Source organism: Pseudomonas shiyinii, assembly GCF_056725765.1.
The window spans coordinates 3102943-3125562 of sequence record NZ_CM161522.1 but is presented as its reverse complement, the minus strand read 5'-3'; the positions used below and the strand labels follow the sequence as shown (position 1 = coordinate 3125562).

Sequence of the window (22620 nt, the reverse complement as noted above, 5' to 3'; positions counted from 1 at the left end):
GAATTGATTGAACGCGCGCCCGGGGGCCGGGCGCGTTAAAGACTGCTTGGAGGTCTAATTGAACAAAGACATGAAAATCCTCATCGTTGACGACTTCTCGACGATGCGGCGGATCATCAAGAACCTGTTGCGTGACCTTGGCTTCACCAACACCGAAGAAGCCGACGACGGCACCACGGCGCTGCCGATGCTGGAAAACGGCCATTACGACTTCCTTGTGACCGACTGGAACATGCCTGGCATGTCCGGCATCGACCTGCTGCGCAAGGTACGCGCCCATGACCGTCTCAAGGGCATGCCGGTGCTGATGGTCACCGCTGAAGCCAAGCGTGACCAGATCATCGAAGCCGCCCAGGCTGGGGTCAACGGCTACGTGGTCAAGCCTTTCACGGCCCAGGTGCTCAAGGAAAAGATCGAAAAGATCTTCGAACGCGTCAACGGCTGAGTCACGTCAGGGGGCGCCATGGAGCAAATGAATACATCGCTCGGGGAGTTCGAGACGACCCTGAAGAAACATGCCCAGGAACTGGTCGAGAGCCTCGAGCGCGGCCGGTTCGGCGAGGCGGTGCAGCTGATCCACCAGCTGAACCAGACCCGTGACCGTGGCCTGTACCAGGAAGTCGGCAAGCTCACCCGCGAGCTGCACAGTGCAATCGTCAGCTTCCAGATCGACCCGCGCATGCCGCAGGCCGAGGAAGTCTCGCAGATCACCGATGCCACCGAGCGCCTGTCCTACGTGGTCAAGCTGACCGAGGGCGCGGCCAACCGGACCATGGACCTGGTCGAGGCCGGCACGCCGGTGCTCAACGACCTGACGGCCGAGGCCCAGAGCCTGAGCGCCGACTGGCAGCGCTTCATGCGCCGGGAAGTCGCAGCGCCTGAGTTTCGCGAGCTGGTCAAGCGCGTCGACAGTTTCCTGACGCACAGCGTCGAGGGTAACCGCAAGGTTGCCGGTCACCTCAACGACATTCTCCTGGCCCAGGACTATCAGGACCTGACCGGCCAAGTGATCAAGCGCGTGACCGCGCTGGTCACCGAGGTGGAGAGCAACCTGCTCAAGTTGGTGCTGATGGCCAGCCAGGTGGACCGTTTTGCCGGTATCGAACACGACCACCAGCAACTGCGCGCTGAAAAAGATCAAGAAAAACATCCGACTCGGGGTGAAGGTCCGCAGATTCATGCCGATAAGCGTGAAGATGTCGTGTCCGGTCAGGACGACGTCGACGATTTGCTGTCCAGCCTGGGTTTTTAAGGAGCACGTTCAATGAGCTTCGGCGCCGATGAAGAAATCCTCCAGGATTTCCTGGTAGAGGCCGGCGAAATCCTCGAGCAATTGTCCGAGCAACTGGTCGAGCTGGAAAGCCGACCCGAAGATGCCGACTTGCTCAACGCGATCTTCCGCGGTTTTCACACTGTAAAAGGGGGCGCCGGTTTCCTTCAGCTCAACGAGCTGGTGGAGTGCTGCCATATCGCCGAGAACGTGTTCGACATCCTGCGCAAAGGTGAGCGCCGGGTCGATGCGGAACTGATGGACGTGGTCCTCGAAGCGCTGGATACCGTCAACAGCATGTTCGGCCAGGTGCGCGAGCGCAGCGACATCACCCCGGCCACGCCGGAACTGCTGGCGGCGCTGTCGCGCCTGGCCGAGCCTGCCGGTGCCGACAGCGCTGCGCCCGCCGTCGAGGCGCCGGTGGCGGCCGAGGCCGAAGTGCCAGCGGTCGAGCCGGACATCACCGACAGTGAATTCGAACAGCTGCTCGACTCCCTCGATGCAGTCAAGGCCCAGGCCGCCGAGCAGATGCAGGGCGAGGTCGTGGGCGGCGAGGGTGACGAGATCACCGATGCCGAATTCGAATCGCTGCTCGACCAGTTGCACGGCAAGGGCCAGTTCTCCCCTGAAGTCGTGGCTGCCACACCAGCGGCCAGCACCTCGGCGCCTGCGGCATCCGACGAAATCACCGACGACGAATTCGAAGCGCTGCTCGATCAACTGCATGGCAAGGGCACCTTCGCCGCCGATGCGCTGGCGGGTGCGGCCGCACCTGCCGCCCCGGCAGCCCCTGCCGAGGCGGGCGGCGAGCACATCACCGACAACGAGTTCGAAGCCCTGTTGGACCAGTTGCACGGCAAAGGCAAGTTCTCCAGCGATGCGCTGGCCACCCAGGCGCCTGTCGCACCCGCTGCCGCCAGCGCCGCACCGAAGGCCGATAGCAAGCCGGTCGCCAAACCCGAGCCTGCCCCAGCCGCCAAGCCTGCCGCTGCCAAGCCCGTGGCCCCGGCACGCGCTGTGGCACCGGCTGGCGATAAGCCTGTGGCCAGCGAGGCGGAAACCACCGTGCGGGTCGATACCGCGCGCCTGGACGAGATCATGAACATGGTCGGCGAGCTGGTGCTGGTGCGTAACCGCCTGGTGCGCCTGGGCCTGAACAGCGGCGACGAGGCCATGTCCAAGGCCGTCTCCAACCTCGACGTGGTCACCGCCGATCTGCAGACCGCGGTCATGAAGACCCGCATGCAGCCGATCAAGAAAGTCTTCGGCCGCTTCCCTCGCCTGGTCCGCGACCTGGCCCGCCAGCTCAAGAAGGAAATCAACCTGGAGCTGGTCGGTGAAGAGACCGACCTGGACAAGAACCTCGTCGAAGCCTTGGCCGACCCGCTGGTGCACCTGGTGCGCAATGCCGTCGACCATGGCATCGAGATGCCCGACGAACGCGAAGCCTCCGGCAAGGCGCGTACCGGCCATGTGGTGTTGTCCGCCGAGCAGGAGGGCGACCATATCCTGTTGTCGATCTCCGACGACGGCAAGGGCATGGACCCGAACGTACTGCGCGCCAAGGCCGTGGAAAAGGGCCTGATGGACAAGGACGCCGCCGAGCGCCTGAGCGAGTCGGACTGCTACAACCTGATCTTCGCCCCCGGCTTCTCCACCAAGACCGAGATCTCCGACGTGTCCGGCCGTGGCGTGGGCATGGATGTGGTCAAGACCAAGATCGCCCAGCTCAATGGCTCGATCAATATCTTCTCGGCCAAGGGCCAGGGCTCGAAGATCGTCATCAAGGTGCCGCTGACCCTGGCGATCATGCCGACCCTGATGGTGATGCTGGGCAACCAGGCGTTCGCCTTCCCGCTGGTCAACGTCAACGAGATCTTCCACCTGGACCTGTCGCGCACCAACGTGGTCGACGGCCAGGAGGTGGTGATCGTGCGCGACAAGGCGCTGCCGCTGTTCTACCTCAAGCGCTGGCTGGTCCAGGACCAGGTGCACGAGGAGCAACGGGAGGGCCATGTGGTGATCCTCTCGGTCGGTACCCAGCGCATCGGCTTCGTCGTCGACCAACTGGTGGGGCAGGAGGAAGTGGTGATCAAGCCGCTGGGCAAGATGCTCCAAGGCACCCCGGGCATGTCTGGTGCGACCATCACCGGCGACGGTCGTATTGCGTTGATCCTCGACGTACCGAGCATGCTCAAGCGTTACGCCGCGCGGCGTTATTGATTTCGGTGGCGCACCCTGGCGGTGGCGCCGCCTAATGGAGTGTTTATGGCAGTCAAGGTCCTGGTGGTGGATGATTCCGGTTTCTTCCGCCGCCGCGTCTCGGAAATTCTCTCGGCCGACCCGACGATCCAGGTCGTCGGTACTGCGACCAACGGCAAGGAAGCGATCGACCAGGCGCTGGCGCTGCGACCGGATGTCATCACCATGGACTACGAAATGCCCATGATGGATGGCATCACCGCGGTACGCCACATCATGCAGCGCTGCCCGACGCCGGTGTTGATGTTCTCCTCGCTGACCCATGAAGGAGCCCGTGTCACCCTCGACGCGCTGGATGCCGGCGCAGTGGACTACCTGCCGAAGAACTTCGAGGATATCTCGCGCAACCCGGACAAGGTCAGGCAGTTGCTGTGCGAGAAGGTCCACACCCTGTCGCGCAGCAACCGTCGTTTCGGCGGCTATGCCACGGCCATCGCGACGCCAACGCCTGCACCCGCCAGCCATGCCCCGGCCAGCAGCCTGGGCAGCGCATCGCCGGCCCGCAGCGCCGTTCCGGCTGCCCCGGTGACGCGCAGCGCGGCGGGCAGCAGCCACGCGCCCGCGCCCAAGCGCAAGCCCTACAAGCTGGTGGCCATCGGGACGTCCACCGGCGGCCCGGTGGCGCTGCAACGGGTGCTCACCCAGCTGCCGGCCAGCTTCCCGGCGCCGATCGTACTCATCCAGCACATGCCGGCAGCCTTCACCAAGGCCTTCGCCGAGCGCCTGGACAAATTGTGCAGGATCAGCGTCAAGGAAGCCGAGGACGGCGATGTGTTGCGCCCGGGCCTGGCCTTGCTGGCCCCAGGCGGCAAACAGATGATGGTCGACGGCCGAGGCACGGTGAAGATCCTGCCGGGCGACGAGCGCCTGAACTACAAGCCATGCGTGGACATCACTTTCGGTTCTGCGGCCAAGTCCTATGGCGACAAGGTGCTGTCGGTGGTGCTCACCGGCATGGGGGCCGACGGCCGTGAAGGTGCACGTCTGCTCAAGCAGGGCGGCAGCACCGTATGGGCCCAGGATGAGGCCAGCTGCGTGATCTATGGCATGCCCATGGCCATCGTCAAGGCCAACCTGGCCGACGCGGTGTACAGCCTGGACGAAATCGGCAAGCACCTGGTCGAGGCGTGCATCTGATGGACGTGCTGAGCCTGATCGGCCTGATCCTCGCCTTTGTCGCCATCGTCGGCGGCAACTTCCTCGAGGGCGGTCATGTCGGCGCCTTGATCAACGGCCCGGCGGCCCTGATCGTGCTGGGCGGTACCCTGGCGGCGGCGCTGCTGCAGTCGCCGTTGCCGGCCTTCAAGCGGGCCTTGCAGATCCTGCGCTGGATCTTCTTTCCGCCCCGGGTGGACCTGCCCGGTGGTATCGACCGGGTCGTCAACTGGAGCCTGACCGCACGCAAGGAAGGCCTGCTGGGCTTGGAAGGGGTGGCCGATGCCGAGCCCGACCCCTATGCGCGCAAGGGCTTGCAACTGCTGGTCGACGGCGCCGAGCCGGAGGCCATCCGCAGCATTCTCGAGGTCGACTTCCTGACCCAGGAAAGCCGTGATATCCAGGCGGCCAAGGTGTTCGAAAGCATGGGCGGCTACGCGCCGACCATCGGCATCATCGGCGCGGTCATGGGCCTGATCCATGTGATGGGCAACCTGGCCGACCCCTCGCAGTTGGGCAATGGCATCGCCGTGGCGTTCGTCGCCACCATCTATGGCGTGGCCAGCGCCAACCTGATCCTGCTGCCGGTCGCCAACAAGCTCAAGGCCATCGCCCTGCGCCAGTCGCGCTATCGCGAGATGCTCCTGGAGGGCCTGCTGTCGATCGCCGAAGGGGAGAACCCACGCTCGATCGAGCTGAAGCTGCAAGGCTTCATGGAGTAGACCATGGCCCGTCGTCGCCATACCGAGGAGCATGAGAATCACGAGCGCTGGCTGGTGTCGTACGCCGACTTCATCACCTTGTTGTTCGCCTTCTTCGTGGTCATGTACTCGATTTCCTCAATCAACGAGGGCAAGTACAAGGTTATTTCCCAGGCGTTGATCGGCGTGTTCAACGACCCCGAGCGCAGCATGAAGCCGATCCCCATCGGCGACGAACGCCCGCTGACCATCAAGCCGGCCGAACCACTGGTCAAGGACAGCGAGCAGACCGATGCGGGCCTGGCGCAGAGCAGTGTGGACCCGTTGCAAAGCATTGCCGACGACGTGCGCGAGGCATTCGGCGATTTGATCAAGTCTGACCAGATGACGGTGCGCGGCAACGAGCTGTGGGTGGAGATCGAGCTCAACTCGTCGCTGTTGTTCGGCAGTGGCGATGCCATGCCAAGCGACGTGGCCTTCAACCTCATCGAGAAGGTGGCGAAGATCCTCAAGCCGTTCGCCAATCCGGTACACGTGGAGGGTTTCACCGACAACCTGCCGATTCGCACGGCCCAGTATCCGACCAACTGGGAACTGTCGTCGGCGCGCGCGGCGAGCATCGTCCGCTTGCTGGCCATGAACGGTGTGAACCCGGCACGCATGGCCTCGGTGGGCTATGGCGAGTACCAGCCGGTGGCGAGCAACGACACCGCCGAAGGCCGGGCCCGCAACCGTCGGGTGGTCCTGGTGATTTCCCGTAACCTCGAGGTGCGTCGCAGCCTGACCGGTTCCGGTAGCGCCAATGCCACGCCAGATGCGGCTTTGCGCCGTGCTGGCACACAAAGTGCACCGGCAACGCCAGCAGCGGTGGCGGGGCCGTAACTCGTCAATTCTCTGGCACCGTATCCCTGTGGGGGCGGCGAAGCCGGTTCCCACAGCGGGCAGCGTCATCAACGAGTCATGAGTCGTCCTATGAGAGTCTGGGCAGTAGCCAATCAAAAAGGTGGCGTCGGCAAGACCACCACTACCATCGCCTTGGCCGGCTTGCTGGCCGAGGCGGGCAAGCGCGTGGTCGTGGTCGACCTCGACCCCCACGGCTCGATGACCAGCTACTTCGGGCACAACCCCGACGCCCTGGAGCACAGCTGCTACGACCTGTTCCTGCACAAGGGCTCGGTACCCGAGGGCCTGCCCGGGCAACTGCTGCTGCCGACCAGCGACGAGCGTATTTCGTTGCTGCCCTCGAGCACCGCGCTGGCAGTGCTCGAGCGCCAGTCGCCGGGGCAGAGTGGCCTGGGCCTGGTGATCGCCAAGAGTCTGGCGCAACTGTGGCAGGACTTCGATTTCGCCTTGATCGACAGCCCGCCACTGCTCGGTGTGCTGATGGTCAACGCCCTGGCGGCCAGCCAGCAGTTGGTGATCCCGGTGCAGACCGAGTTTCTCGCCGTCAAGGGGCTCGAGCGCATGGTTGGAACCCTGGCCATGGTCAACCGCTCGCGGCGCCAGGCCTTGCCCTACCAGATCGTGCCGACCCTGTTCGACCGGCGGACCCAGGCGTCGCTGGGCACCCTCAAGGTGCTGCGCGACAACTACGGCGAACAGGTCTGGCCGGGCTACATTCCGGTTGATACACGCCTGCGCGACGCCAGCCGGGCGGGGGTCACGCCTTCGCAGTTCGATGGCAAGAGCCGTGGCCTGATCGCTTACCGGGCGCTGCTCAAGCATCTGCTCACTCAACAATCGGCACTGCAGGTGGCCTGATGAATTCCGCACGGCAAACCACCACCAAGCCGCAACTGGCCCTGCAGTCCTACCTCGATGGTCTGCTCCAGGAAGCCACGCATGAACTCGACCCGGTTCCGGAGCCGGCCGAGGCGGCTCCCAGCGACGAATTTGCCGAGGCGGTTCGCCAGGAACAGGCACAGGACGCCCTGCGTGAAGCCCATGCCCCTGTAATGCTGCGGCCATTCGCTGAGCCCGAGGCCAAGGTCCTGCCCTCGGTGCTGACACCCGTCGAGCTTGAACCGGTGCCCGCCGAGGTCGTGGGCGAGGCCGAAAAAGCAGCTGAGGTGATCACGCCTGTGGCGCCCCTGGTCGATGTGCACTTGCCATCAGCCGGCGCGGTGCTGCCGCCCAAGGCTGTCGACGGGCGCCCGGCCTGGGCGGCCGAGCCGTTCGAATGCCTGTTGTTCGATGTCGCCGGCCTGACCCTGGCCGTGCCGCTGGTCTGCCTGGGTTCGATCTACAGCCTGGCTGGCCAGGAACTGACTCCGTTGTTCGGCCAGCCAGACTGGTTCCTCGGCATTCTGACCTGCCAGGCGGGTAACCTCAAGGTACTGGACACCGCGCGCTGGGTCATGCCCGACCGCTACCGCGAGGACTTCCGCCAGGGCCTGCAGTACGTGATTTCCGTCCAGGGCTATGAATGGGGGCTGGCCGTGCACCAGGTCAGCCGTTCCCTGCGCCTGGACCCGGCCGAGATCAAGTGGCGCAGCCAGCGTGGGCAGCGCCCATGGCTGGCCGGCACGGTGATCGAACACATGTGTGCCTTGCTCGATGTCGCCGAACTGGCTGAGTTGATCGCCAGCGGCGCCGTCAAGCAGATGCACGCCAAACACCAATGACCGAACACACCGCCGAGCGCGGATTTCAAGGGGTAGGGGAATGAAAAAGTCGTCTGCACAAGGTTCCGAAGATCCGATCCTGCAGTGGGTAACCTTCCGTCTGGACAACGAGTCCTACGGCATCAATGTCATGCAGGTGCAGGAAGTCCTGCGCTATACCGAGATCGCGCCGGTACCGGGTGCGCCGAGCTACGTGCTGGGCATCATCAACCTGCGCGGCAACGTGGTCACGGTGATCGACACCCGCCAGCGTTTTGGCCTGATGCCCAGCGATGTCACCGACAACACCCGTATCGTCATCATCGAGGCGGACAAGCAGGTGGTCGGTATCTTGGTCGACAGCGTCGCCGAGGTGGTCTATCTGCGCCAATCGGAGATCGAAACCGCGCCGAATGTCGGTAACGAGGAGTCGGCCAAGTTCATCCAGGGCGTGTGCAACAAGAATGGCGAGCTGCTGATCCTGGTCGAGCTGGACAAGATGATGACCGAGGAAGAGTGGTCCGAGCTGGAGAACATCTGAGTTGATCTTCGAGGCTGCTGTCCTTCTCCTGGCGCTGCTATGGGCGCTGAGCCTGTGGTTGTTTCTCAACTACAGCAAGCGCCAGCGCGAGCTGGCCGCCCAGCAGGCCCAGGGCGATGCGCTGCGTGACCAGCGCATCAAGGACCTGGCCAAGCGCCTGGACGACTACCAGAACGGTACTGTGCGCATGGGCGAGGCGATCCACGAATTGCGCGCGGTGGTCGCCCCGTTGCCCGACAAGCTCCAGCAACTGGAACAGCGCGACCCCAACAGCGTGACCTTCACCCAGGCGGCCAAGCTGGTGGGCATGGGGGCCAGCGTCGAGGAGCTGACCCGCACCTGCGGCCTGACCCAGGCCGAAGCGGAGCTGATGAGCAAGCTGCATCGCAGCGAGTGAAGCGATCCATCAACCTCTACTGAGCGGCCTTGCGCCGCGATGGGGCGCGAAGCGGCCCTGAGTTCATGTGCACGGTTTGCCCGAGAAACCGGTATGGCCGATATTAGGGCCGCTTTGCGCCCCATCGCGGCACAAGGCCGCTCCTACAGGTTTCTGTCAGATCAATGAGTTTCGCGCTATGAGGGCAGGTGCAGCTGCGTGGGCGTGACGTCGCGCTCGGGCGGCGGTGCGTCATCGAAGCCCGCAGGCACCTTGCCACGTAACTGCCAGGCGAAGGCAATGATCTCGGCGATGGTCAGGTACAGCGCCTCGGGGATCTGTTCCCCCAGCTCCAGGCGCGCCAGCAACCGCACCAGCTCGGCATTCTCATAGATCGGCACCTCGTGCTCGCGGGCGATGGCAAGAATGGCCTCGGCCAGTTCGTCGTCGCCCTTGGCGCTTAAGGTCGGGGCTTGCTGGCCGTCGTAGCTCAGGGCGATGGCCTGGCGCGGTTGCTTGCTGCTCATGCGTTTTCATCCACCCAACGTTGTTCCAGGCGTGTGCGTGCCCCTTGCGGCGGGGTGCCGGGGTGGCACTCCAGGTCGCCAACCTCCAGGCCGCGGGCCACCAGCCGTTCGCGCAGCTCACCCAACTGACGCTCGATCAGCTGCGCGGTCTGGGGCAACTGCGCCCACAGCTGGCCTGAGAGCCGACCCTGGTTCAACTGTGCCTGGACCTGCAAAGGGCCGAGCGGTGGCAGGTCGAATGCCAGTTCGATACGCCACAACGACGCCAGCGGATCGCGTTGTTCTCGTTGCGGGTCGGCCTGTTGCTCCGGCGTTTCCTCGCGTTGCAGCTTGACCTGCAAGGGTATGAATTCCTGGCTATGGCGGATCGGTATTTCAGACTGCCAGGTGGTCAGCAGGTTGCCGTTTTCGTTGATGCCGGTTTGCTGCAGGCTGGACAGCTGATGGGCCTGCAGGCGTGCGATGGCGGCGGCGGCCAGGCGCAGCAACTGCTGCAGGTCGCCTTCCTCTTCCAGGTTCTTCACCAACCGCGAGGGTAGAGGGAATGCGCCGGGGTGAGGCTTGGGCGTATTGCGCTCGAGCATGCCCAAGGCGCCTCGGGCCATACCGGGAAAGGCCTGCGCCAGCGTATTGGCCACCGCTGGGTTGAAGGGCGTCCCGGTAGGGAGAGAAGGCATGGCCTGGGCCACCAGGCGAATCAATTGCGCCTTCAGGTCCGTTGCCACGCCGCTTGCCAGCCCTGCCAGCAGCTTCGATTCGAGGAAGGCGCCACTGCTTTGCAGCGCCTGGGCCACGGCCTTGGCGTCGCCCAGTTGCCGTGCCTCAGGAAGGCTGGCCAGCAGGCGTTCGGCACTGACCCGCAGATCGCCGTTGCCGTTCGGGGTGCGGGCCAGTTGTTGCAAGGCATCGAGCAACCCCGGCAGCGAGGCCTGGCGGCTCTGCTGCGCACCAAGCATTTGAGTAATGGCCAGATGATCCTGGCGACCGCCCAGAGGCACGAAGCGCAGCGACTGGTCACCCTGTACCAGGGCGCTGAGCAGGCTACCCACCGCCAACGGCCTCGGGCTGTCGATGGTCAGGGTAGCACCGGCCTGGGGGCTGTTGAGCAGACTCACCAGCGAACGGAAGCTGGCCGCTTCGCCGGGGGTCATCGGCAGGGCCTGGCTGGTCAGCACCTTGCCTTGCAACAGGGTGCCAACCGGCACCTGGGCTGTATCGAGGCGGGTGAGGGCCGCACTGTTGCCGGCATTGGCTTGCTGCACGAGGATTGCAAGGCGGTTGCCTTCGGTCTGGGTGACGGTTACCTGGCTACCTTGGGGCAGGGGCTGGCTGGCGCTGGCCTGCAGCTGGGTCTGGTTGCCGTTGGCCAGGGTCAGGCGCAGCAACAATTGGAAGTCCTGGCCGACCTGGCGCAACGACAATACATCGGCCCGGGCGGTCTCGCCGGGTGCCATCAAGCCCGGCTGAGGCTGTAGCAGACGCAGCAATTCGCCGGCCATCGCGGCCTTGCCGGCCTGCAGGCCCAGCACGGTTTGTGCGCCGAGACTATTGATTTCAGTCATGATTGTATACAACCTGTCGGACCAGCCCTCTTGGCAGCGGGACGTTGCATGTAATAATGCCCGCCCGTCCGCCATTGCCACTATAACGGCAGTGGCTGGGGCGACTTGAGACACTGGGTCGAGGTTCGCTGCCGCCTTCGAGCAGCGAGCCTGGGCCCAACCTGTATAAGGCGAAACCGTGACCCTTCACCTACAAGCCACAGGCCTGGCCTGCGAGCGCGACTGGCGATTGCTCTTCGAGCACCTGGAATTCCAGTTGCGGCCCGGTGACATGCTACAGATCAGCGGCCCCAACGGCAGCGGCAAGACCAGCCTGCTGCGCCTGTTGGCCGGGCTGATGCAGCCGACGGCCGGGCAGATCCTGCTGGGCGGCCAGCCGCTGGCCGAGCAGCGCCATGCCCTGGCCAGTATCCTGCTGTGGATCGGCCATGCCGCCGGCATCAAGGACCTGCTCACCGCCGAGGAAAACCTCGCCTGGCTGTGCGCCCTGCACCAGCCGGCCAGCACCGAGGCGATCTGGCAGGCCTTGGCTGCGGTAGGCCTGCGGGGTTTCGAGGATGTGCCGTGCCATACCTTGTCGGCCGGGCAGCAGCGCCGCGTGGCCCTGGCCCGGTTGTACCTGGACAGCCCACCGTTGTGGATCCTGGACGAACCCTTCACGGCCCTGGACAAGCAGGGCGTGGCCCAGCTCGAGGCACACCTGGCGGCCCACTGCGAGCAGGGGGGGACGGTAGTACTGACCACCCACCACAACCTCGAGCGCAAGCCCTCCGGCTACCGCGAACTGAACCTGGGGCAATGGGCGGCATGAGCGTATTCATCCTGTTGCTGCGCCGCGAGGCGCGCCTGTTATGTCGTCGTCCGGCGGAGCTGGCCAACCCGCTGGTGTTCTTCGCGATCGTCGTCGCCTTGTTCCCACTGGCGGTCGGGCCTGAGACACAATTGTTGCAAACCTTGTCGCCAGGCCTGGTCTGGGTGGCCGCGTTGCTGGCCGTGCTGCTGTCGCTGGACGGCCTGTTTCGCAGCGACTTCGAGGACGGCTCGCTGGAACAGTGGGTGCTGTCGCCGCATCCCTTGGCAATGCTGGTGCTGGCCAAGGTGTTGGCGCACTGGATCTTTTCCGGGCTGGCGCTGGTATTGTTGGCACCGCTGCTGGCGCTGATGCTGGGCCTGCCCGCCAATTGCCTGCCGGTACTGCTGGGCTCGCTGCTGCTGGGTACACCGGTGCTGAGCCTGCTGGGCGCGGTGGGCGCGGCGCTGACCGTCGGTCTCAAGCGCGGTGGCCTGTTGCTGGCGTTGCTGATCCTGCCGCTGTATATCCCGGTATTGATCCTGGGCAGTGGCGCCTTGCAAGCGGCATTGCAGAATATGCCCGCCACCGGCCATCTGCTCTGGTTGGCCAGCCTGGCGGCCCTGGCGGTGACACTGGCACCTTTTGCGATCGCGGCCGGCCTGAAGATCAGCGTCGGCGAATAACGAGTCCCGGGCTTCCAAGCCCGGCAAATACCCTGGATGTACCCTGATGAAAATGAGCTGGACGTGGTTCCACAAGCTGGGCTCCCCCAAATGGTTCTATGCGATCAGTGGGCGCATGCTGCCCTGGCTGACCGTTTCCGCCGTCCTTCTGCTGTTGGTCGGCATCACCTGGGGGCTGGCCTTCGCGCCCCAGGACTACCAACAGGGCAACAGCTTCCGGATCATCTACATCCATGTGCCGGCCGCCATGCTGGCGCAGTCGTGCTATGTGCTGCTGGCGGTGGCTGGAGTGGTGGGGCTGGTATGGAAGATGAAACTGGCCGATGTCGCCCTGCAATGCGCTGCCCCCATCGGTGCCTGGATGACTGCGGTGGCGCTGGTGACCGGGGCGATCTGGGGCAAGCCGACCTGGGGTAGCTGGTGGGTCTGGGATGCACGCCTTACCTCCATGCTCATCCTGTTGTTCCTGTACTTCGGCATCATTGCCCTGGGGCAGGCGATCAGTAACCGTGACAGCGCGGCCAAGGCCTGCGCGGTGCTGGCCATCGTCGGCGTGGTGAACATCCCGATCATCAAGTATTCGGTGGAGTGGTGGAACACCCTGCACCAGGGCGCCACCTTCACCCTGACCGAAAAGCCTGCCATGCCGGCCGAGATGTGGCTGCCGTTGCTGCTGACGGCGCTCGGTTTCTACTGCTTCTTCGGCGCAGTGCTGTTGGTGCGCATGCGCCTCGAGGTGCTCAAGCGCGAAGCCCGTGCCAGCTGGGTGCGGGAGGAAGTACTGAACAGCCTGGGTCGGAGGGCCGCCTGATGAGTTTCGCATCCTTCGGTGATTTCCTCGCCATGGGGCACCATGGCCTGTATGTCTGGTCGGCCTATGGCATCTGCCTGGCAGTGCTGGCGTTCAATGTCGCAGCGCCCCTGCTGGCCCGCCGCCGCTACCTGCAAGAAGAGGCGCGTCGTCTGCGCCGGGAGAACAACCAGTGAATCCGCAGCGCAAGAAACGCCTGTTCCTCATCCTCGGCCTGCTGGTCGGCGTGGCCATCGCCGTCGGCTTCGCCCTGAGCGCCCTGCAGCAGAACATCAACCTGTTCTATACCCCGACCCAGATCGCCAATGGCGAGGCGCCCCTCGATACCCGCATCCGCGCAGGCGGCATGGTCGAGAAGGGCTCGGTGCAGCGTTCGTCCGACTCGCTGGACGTGCGCTTCGTGGTCACCGACTTCAACAAGTCGGTGCCGATCACCTACCGCGGCATCCTGCCTGACCTGTTCCGCGAAGGGCAGGGCATCGTGGCCTTGGGCAAGCTCAACGCCGAAGGCGTGGTGGTGGCCGACGAGGTACTGGCCAAGCACGACGAGAAATACATGCCGCCCGAGGTCACCAAGGCCCTGAAGGAGAGCGGCCAGGCGGCCACCGGCGCGGAGCCCAAGCCATGAATGCGGCCCTGGTGATCCCCGAACTCGGGCAGTTGTCGATGATCCTGGCGATCTGCTTTGCCGTGGTGCAGGCCAGTGTGCCGTTGCTCGGCGCCTGGCGCGGCGACAGCCTGTGGATGAGCCTGGCACGACCGGCGGCGTGGGGGCAGTTCGCCTTCCTGGCGTTCGCCTTCGCCTGCCTTACCCATGCCTTCATGACCGACAACTTCTCGGTAGCCTATGTGGCCAGCAACTCCAACAGCGCCTTGCCCTGGTACTACAAGTTCAGCGCCGTATGGGGCGCGCATGAAGGCTCGCTGCTGCTCTGGGCGCTGATCCTGGGGGGCTGGACCTTCGCCGTGTCGGTGTTCTCGCGCCAGTTGCCGCAGGTGATGCTGGCCCGGGTACTGGCAGTGATGGGCATGATCAGCGTGGGCTTCCTGTCGTTCCTGATCATCACCTCCAACCCGTTCGAACGCCTGTTGCCCCAGGTACCGACCGACGGGCGCGACCTCAACCCGCTGTTGCAGGACTTCGGCCTGATCGTCCATCCGCCGATGCTGTACATGGGCTACGTCGGCTTCTCGGTGGCCTTCGCCTTCGCTATCGCCGCCCTGTTGGGCGGGCGCCTGGATGCCGCCTGGGCGCGCTGGTCGCGGCCCTGGACCATCGTCGCCTGGGCCTTCCTCGGCGTCGGCATCACCCTGGGCTCCTGGTGGGCCTACTACGAGCTGGGCTGGGGCGGCTGGTGGTTCTGGGACCCGGTGGAAAACGCTTCCTTCATGCCATGGCTGGTAGGTACGGCGTTGATCCACTCGCTGGCGGTCACCGAGAAGCGTGGGGTATTCAAGAGCTGGACCGTGCTGCTGGCGATCGCTGCCTTCTCCCTGAGCCTGCTGGGGACCTTCCTGGTCCGTTCCGGCGTGCTGACCTCGGTGCATGCCTTCGCATCCGACCCATCCCGTGGCGTGTTCATCCTGGTCTTCCTGCTGTTCGTGGTCGGCGGCTCGCTGACCTTGTTCGCCCTGCGCGCCCCTGTGGTCAAGAGCCAGGTGGGCTTTGCCCTGTGGTCGCGCGAGACCCTGCTGCTGGCCAATAACCTGGTGCTGGTGGTGGCGGCGTCGATGATCCTGCTCGGTACCCTCTACCCGCTGGTGCTCGATGCCCTGACCGGGGCGAAGCTTTCGGTCGGCCCGCCTTACTTCGATGCATTGTTCCTGCCGTTGATGGCATTGCTGATGGTGGTATTGGGGATCGGCGTGGTTGTGCGCTGGAAGGACACCCCGGGCAAATGGCTGGTGGGCATGTTGACCCCGGTGCTGGTCGGCAGCGCGGTGCTGGCGCCGGTCGCCGGCCTGCTGGTCGACGACTTCGACTGGCCGGCCTTGAGCGCGTTCGCCCTGGCCGCCTGGGTGGTGCTGGCGGGCGTGCGCGACATCCTCGACAAGACCCGCCACAAGGGCCTGGCCAAAGGCTTGCGCGGCTTGTCGCGCAGCTACTGGGGCATGCACCTGGCGCATCTGGGGCTGGCGGTGTGTGCCCTGGGCGTGGTGCTGTCGAGCAACAACAGTGCCGAGCGCGACCTGCGCATGGCGCCGGGCGAGACCGTGGAGCTGGGGGGGTATCACTTCCTGTTCGAGGGCGCCCAGCACTTCGAGGGGCCGAACTTCATCTCCGACAAGGGCACCGTGCGCATCAGCCGCGACGGCCGCGAGGTGACCGTGCTGCACCCTGAGAAGCGCCTGTACACCGTGCAACAGTCGATGATGACCGAGGCCGGTATCGACGCCGGCTTCACCCGCGACCTGTACGTCGCCCTCGGCGAGCCCTTGGACAACGGTGCCTGGGCGGTACGGGTGCATATCAAGCCATATGTCCGCTGGATCTGGCTGGGCGGTCTGCTGACCGCACTGGGTGGCTTCCTGGCGGCGTTCGACCGACGCTACCGCGTCAAGGTCAAGGCCCGGGTGCGTGATGTCCTGGGCATGTCTGGAGCAACTGCATGAAGCGTTGGATCATGGTGTTGCCGTTGGCGGTGTTCCTGCTGATGGCGGTCTTCCTCTACAAGGGCCTGTTCCTCAAGCCCGACGAACTGCCCTCGGCGATGATCGGCAAGCCGTTCCCGGCCTTCTCGCTGGCCTCGGTCCAGGGCGATCGCACGCTTACCCCGGCCGACCTGCAGGGCCGCCCGGCACTGGTCAATGTCTGGGCCACCTGGTGCCCGTCGTGCAAGGTCGAACACCCTTATCTGAACCAGCTCGCCGAGCAGGGCGTGGTCATCCACGGGGTCAACTACAAGGACGACAACGCTGCGGCACTGAAATGGCTGGTCGACTTCCACAACCCCTACCAGCTGAACATCCGTGACGAGCAGGGCAGCCTGGGGCTGGACCTGGGCGTGTACGGGGCACCGGAAACCTTCCTGATCGATGCCAAGGGCATCATCCGCTACAAGCACGTGGGCGTGGTCGATGCCACGGTCTGGCGTGAACAACTGGCGCCGCTGTACCAGGGTCTGGTCGACGAGGCCAAGCCATGAGGCGCTGGCTGGCGGCGGCGGTGCTGATCCTGGGCGTGGCCGGTGTGGCCCGGGCCGCCATCGATACCTACCAGTTCCGCGATGACGCCGAGCGCGAGCGCTACCAGCAATTGACCAAGGAGCTGCGTTGCCCCAAGTGCCAGAACCAGGACATCGCCGATTCCAATGCGCCGATTGCAGCCGACTTGCGTCGGGAGATCTTCCGCATGCTCGGCGAAGGCAAGAGCAACCAACAGATCGTCGATTTCATGGTCGATCGCTATGGCGACTTCGTGCGCTACAAGCCGGCGCTCACCGGCCGCACCTGGCTGCTCTGGTTCGGCCCGGGCATCCTCCTGGCCTCGGGCTTCGTGGTGCTGGCGCTGATCGTGCGCCGTCGTCGCGGGCCGGTAGCGGCCTCGACCGAGCAATTGTCGCCTGAAGAACGCGAGCGCCTCGCCAAACTGCTGGATAAAGAACAGACCCATGACTGAATTCTGGCTTAGCGCGGGCCTGCTGTTGCTCGCCGCCCTGGCTTTCCTGCTGATCCCGACCCTGCGCGGCCGCCGCCAGCAGCAGGAAGAAGACCGTACTGCCCTCAATGTCGCCCTGTACCAGGAGCGGGTCGCCGAGCTGGCGGCCCAGCAGGAAGCCGGCGTGCTCGATGCCGACCAGCTGGCCAAGGGGCGTGATGAGGCAGCCCGTGAACTGTTGGCCGATACCGAGGGCGCCGAGGCGTCGCGCCAGGGCCATCTGGGCAAGGCGCTGCCGCTGCTGGCGGCGGTCCTGGTGCCGGCGATGGGCCTTGGGCTGTACCTGCATTTCGGCGCCGTCGACAAGGTCGAGCTGACCCGCGAGTTCGCCCAGGCGCCGCAAACGATGGAAGAAATGACCACGCGCCTGGAGCGTGCCGTGCAGGCCCAGCCGGACTCGGCAGAGGGTCTGTACTTCCTTGGCCGCGCTTACATGGCCGAGCAACGCCCGGCCGACGCCGCACGTATCTTCGAGCGCGCCGTCGCCTTGGCCGGTCGCCAGCCCGAGCTGCTTGGCCAGTGGGCCCAGGCCCTGTATTTCGCCGCGAACAAGCAGTTCAGCGAGCAGGTGCAGGCCTTGACCGACGAAGCGCTCAAGGCCGACCCCAAGGAGGTGACCAGCCTTGGTCTGCGCGGGATCGCCGCGTTCGAGGGCGAGCGCTACCAGGAGGCGATCGACTATTGGCAGCGCCTGCTGGCGCAATTGCCCGAGGGCGACGCTTCACGCGCCGCCCTTCAGGGCGGCATCGACCGTGCCGCCGAAAGGCTGCAGGCGGCGGGCGGCAAACCGGCGGCAGCGCCCGAGGCTGCTCGCCTGAAGGTGCGGGTGACACTGGCCGACAAGCTCAAGGACAAGGTTAAGCCCGGCGACACGGTGTTCATCTTCGCCCGTGCCAGCAATGGCCCGCCCATGCCCGTTGCGGCCAAGCGCGTGACGGTGGCCCAGTTGCCGCTGGAGGTGGAGCTGTCCGACGCCGATGCGATGATGCCGCAGATGAAACTGTCGGACTTCAGTGAGGTCCAACTGGTTGCCCGTGTGTCCCGTGCCGGCCAACCGACCCGGGGCGAGTGGATCGGCCAGAGCGCGCCGCTGTCCACCCATACCGAGGCAGCCCAGCACCTGACTATCGACAGCCCAGATCAATAAGAGAGCATTTGCATGAACAGCGCCGTCCGTCTGACCCTGATCACCCTGGCACTGGGTCTTTCCGCCTGTACGGTGCAGCAACCAAGCGACGAGCCGTGGCCGCCGGTCGAAACCGCGCCGCCGCGCCAGGGGCCGGTGATCAAGCCGGCGCCGAGCGGGCAGCCGAGCACCCGGCCGAGTAAACCGGCCAGCGCGCCCAAGGCCATGCCGCGCACCTCCGCCAGCTTCGCACCGCCGCCGGGCGGCGCCAGCCACTGGGACCCGCGCATGGGCGTCTATGTGCTGGAGAACAAGCCCAACACCTTCTATCGCCAGCGCACCTACTACCGCTGGAACAATGGCTGGAGCTGGTCGCTGAGCCCCGAGGGCCCTTGGCAGGAAACCGACAGCAGCGGCGTTCCGGGCGGCCTGGGTCGGGCGTTCGCTCAGTAAACGTCGACTACCGATACAGTACAGTTATGGCCCAATATTCTCATTGACTGTACTAGCCGGTCCCCACGCATAATCCCTTCTCGCACACGAGCCGGAGGGCGCATGAGCAAGACCGTTCTGGTGCTGGTGGAAACCGTCGATGACTATTTGCCGCTACTCGAGCAGGCCGGTTTTCGGCTGATCCGCGCGCCGTCGCCGCAATTGCGCGCCGAGGCCATCGTGCGCTTCGGTGCCCAGGTCGATGCGGTACTGACCCGCGGCCCGCTGGGCCTGACGGCCAACGAGATCGAAGCCTTGCCGGCGCTTAGGATCATCTGTGTGATCGGCGCCGGCTACGAACAGGTCGACCTGGCTGCCGCCTCGGCTCGCGGCATTACCGTGACCAATGGGGCCGGCGCCAATGCCGCGGCGGTCGCCGACCATGCCCTGGCGCTTCTGCTGGCCTTGCTGCGCGATGTGCCACGGGCCGATGCCAGCACGCGCCGGGGGGAATGGAACCGGGTCATCAGCCCTTCGGTGAGCGGCAAGCGCCTGGGGATCCTTGGCCTGGGCGCGGTCGGTCGGGCGATCGCCAAGCGGGCGAACCTGGGCTTCGACATGAGTATCAGCTACCACAGCCGCACGCCGCGTCGCGACGTGTCCTACACCTGGCACGACAGCGTGCCGAGCCTGGCCGAGGCCGTGGACATCCTGGTGGTGGCGACGCCCGGCGGGCACGCCACCCGCCATCTGGTCGATGCCCAGGTGCTGCAAGCGTTGGGGCCGGACGGTTACCTGGTCAACATCGCCAGGGCCAGCGTGGTCGATACCCAGGCCCTGGTCGATGCCCTGAGCCGAGGCGCGATCGCCGGCGCCGCACTGGATGTCTTCGATGACGAGCCTGCCGTGCCCGATGCACTCAAGGTGCTCGGCAATACCGTGCTCACACCTCATGTGGCCGGCCAATCACCGGATGCCGCACGGGATACGGTGAGCCTGGTGCTCCTTAACCTGCAGGCGTTCTTTGCCGGTGAGCCGGTGCTGACCCCGGTCCGATCCTGACCTTTCCCCTGAACCTGCCGGGCCTGAGGCCGGGCATGAGGAGCTTTTGCATGCAACTCGAGATCTTCCAGGTCGATGCGTTTTCTGCCACACCGTTCGGTGGCAACCCGGCGGCAGTGGTGCCGTTGGAGCGTTGGCTGCCGGATGAAACGCTGCAGCGTGTGGCTGAGGAGAACAACCTTTCCGAGACGGCGTATTTCGTACGCAATGGCGAGGCGTTCGACTTGCGCTGGTTCACGCCCAGCGTCGAGGTGGATTTGTGCGGGCACGCGACGTTGGCGACGGCCTGGGTGCTGTTCGAGCAGTTGGGCGAGCAGGCCGCGGTACTGCGGTTCAATACGCGCAGCGGGGAATTGCGGGTCAGCCGTGGCAGCGATGGGTTGTTGGCGATGGACTTTCCGGCCAAGCAGCCGGTGGCGGTCGACGTGCCCGAAGGCTTGCTCGAGGCGCTGGGGCTGAACAGTGTCCGGGCGGTTTATCGGACCGATGATTATGTGGTGGTAATCGACGATGCGGCGTTGCTGGAGCCCTTGGCACCGGACTTCGTGGCATTGGGCGCGTTCGATGTGCGTGGTATCGCGGTGACGGCGCCGGGGCGAGGGTTCGATTTCGTGACGCGGTGGTTCGGGCCGCGGGTAGGGGTCAACGAAGACCCGGTGACAGGGTCGGCGCACACCTCGCTGGCGCCCTATTGGGCTGAGCGGCTGGGCAAGCGCAGCCTGGTATGCGAGCAGGGCGGCCGGCGCAAGGGGCAGTTGTGGTGCGAGGTGCCTGGGAATGGGCGGGTGATCATCAGCGGGCGGGGGGCGTTGTACCTGCGCGGGGTGATCTCCATCTGATGGGTTGCCTTCGGTCTCCTGGCGGCGTTCAAGTTACCGGTTGCACCTGGGCTGGTGTTGATCGTTCAGTGGCAGTGGCGGTAGGCTCTCGGGCCAATCGCGGGACAAGCCCGCTCCCACAGTGATTTCGCAAGTCTTGAGAGCGGCGCAATCTCGGTGGGAGCTGGCGACAGCCTGCGATGGGCTGCAAAGCAGCCCCAAGCCCTCAAACGGTGGAGCCCCTCCAGACTCAAGGGGCCGCTGTGCGGCCCATCGCAGGCTCCGCCAGCTCCCACCAAGCAAGCGGGGCCTGGCCGTATTTGCACGGCTGGGGAAACCAACCGAAGGCAATTTGGGCTTGTCCCGCACCATAGAATCTCCCACAGGGCTACACAATTCTTGAGCTTGCGCCGTCCCTGTGGGAGCGGGCTTGCCCCGCGATCGGGGCAAAACAGCCAACCAATCAGCATGATTTTTCGCCAACGCCGTCGCCGCTTTTGCTCTTGCTTTGCCTACGCAATAGCCCAAGCCCAACAGGAGATCCCCAATCTATACTTCCAAACCCAATTCCCAAGGAGCTCCACCCATGCCCCTGGAAAAACAAGGCACCTGCCTCTGCGGCCAAACCCACCTGAAAGTCACCGTCGACAACACCCATATCAGCGCCTGCCACTGCAGCATGTGCCGCAAATGGACCGGCGGCCCCCTCTTGGTCGTACACTGCAGCCAACCTCCCCAGATCGAAGGCACGCCCCCCACCGTCTACGACTCCTCCGACTGGGCCCAGCGCGGCTTCTGCGGCCAGTGCGGCACGCACCTGTACTACCGCCTGAAGGCCAACGACTTCTACGCCATCCCGGTTGGCCTGCTGGACGGCGATGAAACCTGGGACTTCGATCTGCAGATCTTCGTCGAACAGAAACCCGCCTGGTACTGCTTCGCCAACCAGACCAAGGAACTGACCGGCCAGGAAGCCTTCGAGCAGCTCGGCTAGGCGACCCTGGGCGCCTCGCGGCCTTGCCAAAGCGGTTCATTCCTGAGAAAACGGCGGCCACGAAAATCCGTTTCAGGAACAGCAGGCATGAGCAGCGAACTGCAAATCATCGATCTCGAGGAAGGCCAGGGCAAGGCCGTGGTCAAGGGCGCCTTGATCACCACCCAGTACACCGGCTGGCTGGCCGACGGCAGCGAGTTCGACTCGTCCTGGTCGCGGGGCAAGCCGTTCCAGTGCGTGATCGGCACCGGTCGCGTGATCAAAGGGTGGGACCAGGGCCTGATGGGGATGCGCGTCGGCGGCAAGCGCAAGCTGCTGGTGCCGGCACACCTGGGCTATGGCGAGCGCAGCGTGGGTTCGATCCCGCCCCACTCGGACCTGACATTCGAGATCGAGTTGCTGGAAGTGCTGACGCGGGATGATTGAGTCGTTCATAGGCTCAGCCGCGACCATGGGGCACATAGCTGCCCGACCTGAGCCGGTGGGTCGGGCGGCGCGCAATTGCGAACCTATCGACCGAACATCATCGGCCAGCCCACCACTTTCTTCGCCCGAGGCGTGGCGTAGGTCCGCACCTTGGAAGTGCTCAGGCCCATGCGCACCAGCGACTCGGCGATGGTCACCGCCGCACTGACACCATCGACCACTGGCACGCCGGTGCGCTGACGGATCTGCTCGTCCAGCCCGGCCATGCCGCCACACCCGAGGCAGATCACCTCGGCCTTGTCGTCGCGCACGGCCCGTTCAGCCTGCTCGACGATCGCCTCCACCGCGCGCCGTGGGTCGGCTTCCAGGTCGAGCACGGCCAGGCCGCTGGCGCGCACCGAGGCGCAGCGATCGAACAGGCCCGAGAGCTTGAGGCGGTCCTCGATCAGCGGCACGGTGCGGTCCAGGGTGGTGACCACCGAGTAGGCGTGCCCCAGGTACATGGCGGTGCTGGCGGCGGCATCGGTGATGTCCACCACCGGCACATCCAGCAGCTCCTGCAGGCCCTCGCGGCCATGCTCGCCGTAACCTGCCTGGATCACTGCATCGAAGGGTTGTTCGTAGGCCAGCACGCGGTCCATGACGGCGATGGCGGCCAGGTAGCTCTCGAAATTGCCTTCCACCGACTCGGCACCGAACCAGGGGGTCAGGCCGATGATTTCGGTACCCGGCGAGGCCACGCTGCGGGCCTGTTCGACGATGGCGTCGGTGATGGCGCAGGTGGTGTTCACATTGGCGATCAAGATGCGCATGAAGGATC

The 22620-nt window shown here is 65.1% G+C and carries 27 protein-coding genes; 24 read left to right on the top strand and 3 right to left on the bottom strand.

All coding sequences use genetic code 11. The features are described 5' to 3' along the window. The first annotated feature begins 70 nt into the window (after positions 1–70). The 10 genes from ACXHGZ_RS14060 to ACXHGZ_RS14015 all read left to right on the top strand — a co-directional run bounded on the left by ACXHGZ_RS14060 (position 71) and on the right by ACXHGZ_RS14015 (position 8929). On the top strand, positions 71–445 hold the full coding sequence (locus tag ACXHGZ_RS14060) for a chemotaxis response regulator CheY (RefSeq protein WP_011534888.1): 375 nt from the start codon (positions 71–73) through the stop codon (positions 443–445). An 18-nt stretch (positions 446–463) separates the two neighbouring features. Next, positions 464–1252 (top strand): protein phosphatase CheZ, encoded by a 789-nt coding sequence (locus ACXHGZ_RS14055; protein WP_480460308.1) that lies wholly within the window; start codon positions 464–466, stop codon positions 1250–1252. Between the two features lie 12 nt (positions 1253–1264). Next, complete coding sequence (locus tag ACXHGZ_RS14050) at positions 1265–3493, top strand: chemotaxis protein CheA (protein WP_324815529.1); 2229 nt, start codon at positions 1265–1267, stop codon at positions 3491–3493. Positions 3494–3538: 45 nt separating this feature from the next. Then, positions 3539–4669: a protein-glutamate methylesterase/protein-glutamine glutaminase gene (locus ACXHGZ_RS14045; RefSeq protein WP_084858214.1), complete on the top strand. Its 1131-nt coding sequence runs from the start codon at positions 3539–3541 to the stop codon at positions 4667–4669. Beyond that, positions 4669–5409 (top strand): flagellar motor protein, encoded by a 741-nt coding sequence (locus tag ACXHGZ_RS14040; RefSeq protein ID WP_084858213.1) that lies wholly within the window; start codon positions 4669–4671, stop codon positions 5407–5409. Before ACXHGZ_RS14045 ends, ACXHGZ_RS14040 begins: the two co-directional genes overlap by 1 nt. Before the next feature lie 3 nt (positions 5410–5412). Continuing rightward, positions 5413–6270, top strand: coding sequence for a flagellar motor protein MotD (gene motD / locus ACXHGZ_RS14035; RefSeq protein ID WP_480460307.1), 858 nt, complete (start codon positions 5413–5415; stop codon positions 6268–6270). Between the two features lie 90 nt (positions 6271–6360). Then, positions 6361–7149 carry a ParA family protein gene (locus tag ACXHGZ_RS14030; protein WP_084858211.1) on the top strand — a complete coding sequence of 263 codons (789 nt, stop codon included), beginning with the start codon at positions 6361–6363 and terminating at the stop codon, positions 7147–7149. Next, complete coding sequence (locus ACXHGZ_RS14025; protein ID WP_480460306.1) at positions 7149–8012, top strand: CheW domain-containing protein; 864 nt, start codon at positions 7149–7151, stop codon at positions 8010–8012. The genes ACXHGZ_RS14030 and ACXHGZ_RS14025 overlap by 1 nt, the downstream gene beginning before the upstream one ends. A gap of 40 nt (positions 8013–8052) precedes the next feature. Further along, positions 8053–8532: a chemotaxis protein CheW gene (locus ACXHGZ_RS14020; protein ID WP_016393802.1), complete on the top strand. Its 480-nt coding sequence runs from the start codon at positions 8053–8055 to the stop codon at positions 8530–8532. Position 8533: 1 nt separating this feature from the next. Continuing rightward, positions 8534–8929 (top strand): DUF2802 domain-containing protein, encoded by a 396-nt coding sequence (locus ACXHGZ_RS14015; protein ID WP_084858209.1) that lies wholly within the window; start codon positions 8534–8536, stop codon positions 8927–8929. Between the two features lie 176 nt (positions 8930–9105). On the opposite strand, the gene ACXHGZ_RS14010 is transcribed toward ACXHGZ_RS14015, so the two are convergent. Together ACXHGZ_RS14010 and fliK are read right to left on the bottom strand one after the other, a co-directional pair. After that, the gene (locus ACXHGZ_RS14010; RefSeq protein ID WP_480460305.1) at positions 9106–9435 is read right to left on the bottom strand and encodes an EscU/YscU/HrcU family type III secretion system export apparatus switch protein; all 330 of its coding nucleotides are present in this window, start codon (positions 9433–9435) and stop codon (positions 9106–9108) included. Next, the gene (fliK, locus tag ACXHGZ_RS14005; protein ID WP_480460304.1) at positions 9432–10997 is read right to left on the bottom strand and encodes a flagellar hook-length control protein FliK; all 1566 of its coding nucleotides are present in this window, start codon (positions 10995–10997) and stop codon (positions 9432–9434) included. The genes ACXHGZ_RS14010 and fliK overlap by 4 nt, the downstream gene beginning before the upstream one ends. Before the next feature lie 178 nt (positions 10998–11175). Between fliK and ccmA the strand changes: the two genes are divergently transcribed. From ccmA to ACXHGZ_RS13935, 14 genes are all read left to right on the top strand, one after another. After that, on the top strand, positions 11176–11808 hold the full coding sequence (gene ccmA / locus ACXHGZ_RS14000) for a cytochrome c biogenesis heme-transporting ATPase CcmA (RefSeq protein WP_480460303.1): 633 nt from the start codon (positions 11176–11178) through the stop codon (positions 11806–11808). Then, positions 11796–12473 carry a heme exporter protein CcmB gene (gene ccmB / locus ACXHGZ_RS13995; protein WP_480460302.1) on the top strand — a complete coding sequence of 226 codons (678 nt, stop codon included), beginning with the start codon at positions 11796–11798 and terminating at the stop codon, positions 12471–12473. Before ccmA ends, ccmB begins: the two co-directional genes overlap by 13 nt. Positions 12474–12519: 46 nt before the next feature. Beyond that, positions 12520–13284 carry a heme ABC transporter permease gene (locus ACXHGZ_RS13990; protein WP_084858205.1) on the top strand — a complete coding sequence of 255 codons (765 nt, stop codon included), beginning with the start codon at positions 12520–12522 and terminating at the stop codon, positions 13282–13284. Continuing rightward, positions 13284–13460, top strand: coding sequence for a heme exporter protein CcmD (ccmD, locus tag ACXHGZ_RS13985; protein ID WP_480460301.1), 177 nt, complete (start codon positions 13284–13286; stop codon positions 13458–13460). The genes ACXHGZ_RS13990 and ccmD overlap by 1 nt, the downstream gene beginning before the upstream one ends. Further along, positions 13457–13912 (top strand): cytochrome c maturation protein CcmE, encoded by a 456-nt coding sequence (ccmE, locus tag ACXHGZ_RS13980; protein ID WP_084858203.1) that lies wholly within the window; start codon positions 13457–13459, stop codon positions 13910–13912. The genes ccmD and ccmE overlap by 4 nt, the downstream gene beginning before the upstream one ends. An 11-nt stretch (positions 13913–13923) precedes the next feature. Beyond that, positions 13924–15897: a heme lyase CcmF/NrfE family subunit gene (locus ACXHGZ_RS13975; protein WP_480464058.1), complete on the top strand. Its 1974-nt coding sequence runs from the start codon at positions 13924–13926 to the stop codon at positions 15895–15897. Then, entirely contained in the window at positions 15894–16430 is a 537-nt protein-coding gene (locus tag ACXHGZ_RS13970) for a DsbE family thiol:disulfide interchange protein (protein ID WP_480460300.1), read from the top strand. The genes ACXHGZ_RS13975 and ACXHGZ_RS13970 overlap by 4 nt, the downstream gene beginning before the upstream one ends. Next, complete coding sequence (locus tag ACXHGZ_RS13965) at positions 16427–16903, top strand: cytochrome c-type biogenesis protein (protein WP_480460299.1); 477 nt, start codon at positions 16427–16429, stop codon at positions 16901–16903. Before ACXHGZ_RS13970 ends, ACXHGZ_RS13965 begins: the two co-directional genes overlap by 4 nt. Then, positions 16896–18089 (top strand): c-type cytochrome biogenesis protein CcmI, encoded by a 1194-nt coding sequence (gene ccmI, locus ACXHGZ_RS13960; protein WP_480460298.1) that lies wholly within the window; start codon positions 16896–16898, stop codon positions 18087–18089. Before ACXHGZ_RS13965 ends, ccmI begins: the two co-directional genes overlap by 8 nt. 12 nt (positions 18090–18101) lie before the next feature. Next, on the top strand, positions 18102–18521 hold the full coding sequence (locus tag ACXHGZ_RS13955; protein ID WP_084858198.1) for a hypothetical protein: 420 nt from the start codon (positions 18102–18104) through the stop codon (positions 18519–18521). A 102-nt stretch (positions 18522–18623) separates the two neighbouring features. Further along, complete coding sequence (locus ACXHGZ_RS13950; RefSeq protein WP_480460297.1) at positions 18624–19562, top strand: NAD(P)-dependent oxidoreductase; 939 nt, start codon at positions 18624–18626, stop codon at positions 19560–19562. Positions 19563–19612: 50 nt separating this feature from the next. Then, positions 19613–20401 (top strand): PhzF family phenazine biosynthesis protein, encoded by a 789-nt coding sequence (locus ACXHGZ_RS13945; RefSeq protein WP_480460296.1) that lies wholly within the window; start codon positions 19613–19615, stop codon positions 20399–20401. A 565-nt stretch (positions 20402–20966) separates the two neighbouring features. After that, the gene (locus ACXHGZ_RS13940; RefSeq protein ID WP_084854598.1) at positions 20967–21374 is read left to right on the top strand and encodes a GFA family protein; all 408 of its coding nucleotides are present in this window, start codon (positions 20967–20969) and stop codon (positions 21372–21374) included. Between the two features lie 87 nt (positions 21375–21461). Continuing rightward, positions 21462–21800, top strand: a complete 339-nt coding sequence (locus tag ACXHGZ_RS13935; protein WP_224456368.1) for an FKBP-type peptidyl-prolyl cis-trans isomerase — start codon at positions 21462–21464, stop codon at positions 21798–21800. A gap of 83 nt (positions 21801–21883) precedes the next feature. Here ACXHGZ_RS13935 and ACXHGZ_RS13930 read toward each other — a convergent pair whose 3' ends face one another. Further along, entirely contained in the window at positions 21884–22612 is a 729-nt protein-coding gene (locus tag ACXHGZ_RS13930; RefSeq protein ID WP_480460295.1) for an aspartate/glutamate racemase family protein, read from the bottom strand. Positions 22613–22620: the final 8 nt, after the last annotated feature.

Excerpts from the sequence above, each read along its gene's own strand:
- ACXHGZ_RS13930 (WP_480460295.1), bottom strand. The coding sequence starts at position 22,612 with ATGCGCATCTTGATCGCCAATGTGAACACCACCTGCGCCATCACCGAC.
- ACXHGZ_RS14045 (WP_084858214.1), top strand. The coding sequence starts at position 3,539 with ATGGCAGTCAAGGTCCTGGTGGTGGATGATTCCGGTTTCTTCCGCCGC.
- fliK (WP_480460304.1), bottom strand. The coding sequence starts at position 10,997 with ATGACTGAAATCAATAGTCTCGGCGCACAAACCGTGCTGGGCCTGCAG.
- ACXHGZ_RS14030 (WP_084858211.1), top strand. The coding sequence starts at position 6,361 with ATGAGAGTCTGGGCAGTAGCCAATCAAAAAGGTGGCGTCGGCAAGACC.
- ccmD (WP_480460301.1), top strand. The coding sequence starts at position 13,284 with ATGAGTTTCGCATCCTTCGGTGATTTCCTCGCCATGGGGCACCATGGC.
- ACXHGZ_RS14040 (WP_084858213.1), top strand. The coding sequence starts at position 4,669 with ATGGACGTGCTGAGCCTGATCGGCCTGATCCTCGCCTTTGTCGCCATC.
- ACXHGZ_RS14055 (WP_480460308.1), top strand. The coding sequence starts at position 464 with ATGGAGCAAATGAATACATCGCTCGGGGAGTTCGAGACGACCCTGAAG.
- ACXHGZ_RS13970 (WP_480460300.1), top strand. The coding sequence starts at position 15,894 with ATGAAGCGTTGGATCATGGTGTTGCCGTTGGCGGTGTTCCTGCTGATG.
- ACXHGZ_RS14050 (WP_324815529.1), top strand. The coding sequence starts at position 1,265 with ATGAGCTTCGGCGCCGATGAAGAAATCCTCCAGGATTTCCTGGTAGAG.
- ACXHGZ_RS13945 (WP_480460296.1), top strand. The coding sequence starts at position 19,613 with ATGCAACTCGAGATCTTCCAGGTCGATGCGTTTTCTGCCACACCGTTC.
- ACXHGZ_RS13950 (WP_480460297.1), top strand. The coding sequence starts at position 18,624 with ATGAGCAAGACCGTTCTGGTGCTGGTGGAAACCGTCGATGACTATTTG.
- ACXHGZ_RS13965 (WP_480460299.1), top strand. The coding sequence starts at position 16,427 with ATGAGGCGCTGGCTGGCGGCGGCGGTGCTGATCCTGGGCGTGGCCGGT.
- motD (WP_480460307.1), top strand. The coding sequence starts at position 5,413 with ATGGCCCGTCGTCGCCATACCGAGGAGCATGAGAATCACGAGCGCTGG.
- ccmB (WP_480460302.1), top strand. The coding sequence starts at position 11,796 with ATGGGCGGCATGAGCGTATTCATCCTGTTGCTGCGCCGCGAGGCGCGC.
- ACXHGZ_RS14060 (WP_011534888.1), top strand. The coding sequence starts at position 71 with ATGAAAATCCTCATCGTTGACGACTTCTCGACGATGCGGCGGATCATC.
- ACXHGZ_RS13940 (WP_084854598.1), top strand. The coding sequence starts at position 20,967 with ATGCCCCTGGAAAAACAAGGCACCTGCCTCTGCGGCCAAACCCACCTG.
- ACXHGZ_RS14010 (WP_480460305.1), bottom strand. The coding sequence starts at position 9,435 with ATGAGCAGCAAGCAACCGCGCCAGGCCATCGCCCTGAGCTACGACGGC.
- ACXHGZ_RS14025 (WP_480460306.1), top strand. The coding sequence starts at position 7,149 with ATGAATTCCGCACGGCAAACCACCACCAAGCCGCAACTGGCCCTGCAG.
- ACXHGZ_RS13935 (WP_224456368.1), top strand. The coding sequence starts at position 21,462 with ATGAGCAGCGAACTGCAAATCATCGATCTCGAGGAAGGCCAGGGCAAG.
- ACXHGZ_RS13955 (WP_084858198.1), top strand. The coding sequence starts at position 18,102 with ATGAACAGCGCCGTCCGTCTGACCCTGATCACCCTGGCACTGGGTCTT.
- ccmI (WP_480460298.1), top strand. The coding sequence starts at position 16,896 with ATGACTGAATTCTGGCTTAGCGCGGGCCTGCTGTTGCTCGCCGCCCTG.
- ACXHGZ_RS14020 (WP_016393802.1), top strand. The coding sequence starts at position 8,053 with ATGAAAAAGTCGTCTGCACAAGGTTCCGAAGATCCGATCCTGCAGTGG.
- ACXHGZ_RS13990 (WP_084858205.1), top strand. The coding sequence starts at position 12,520 with ATGAAAATGAGCTGGACGTGGTTCCACAAGCTGGGCTCCCCCAAATGG.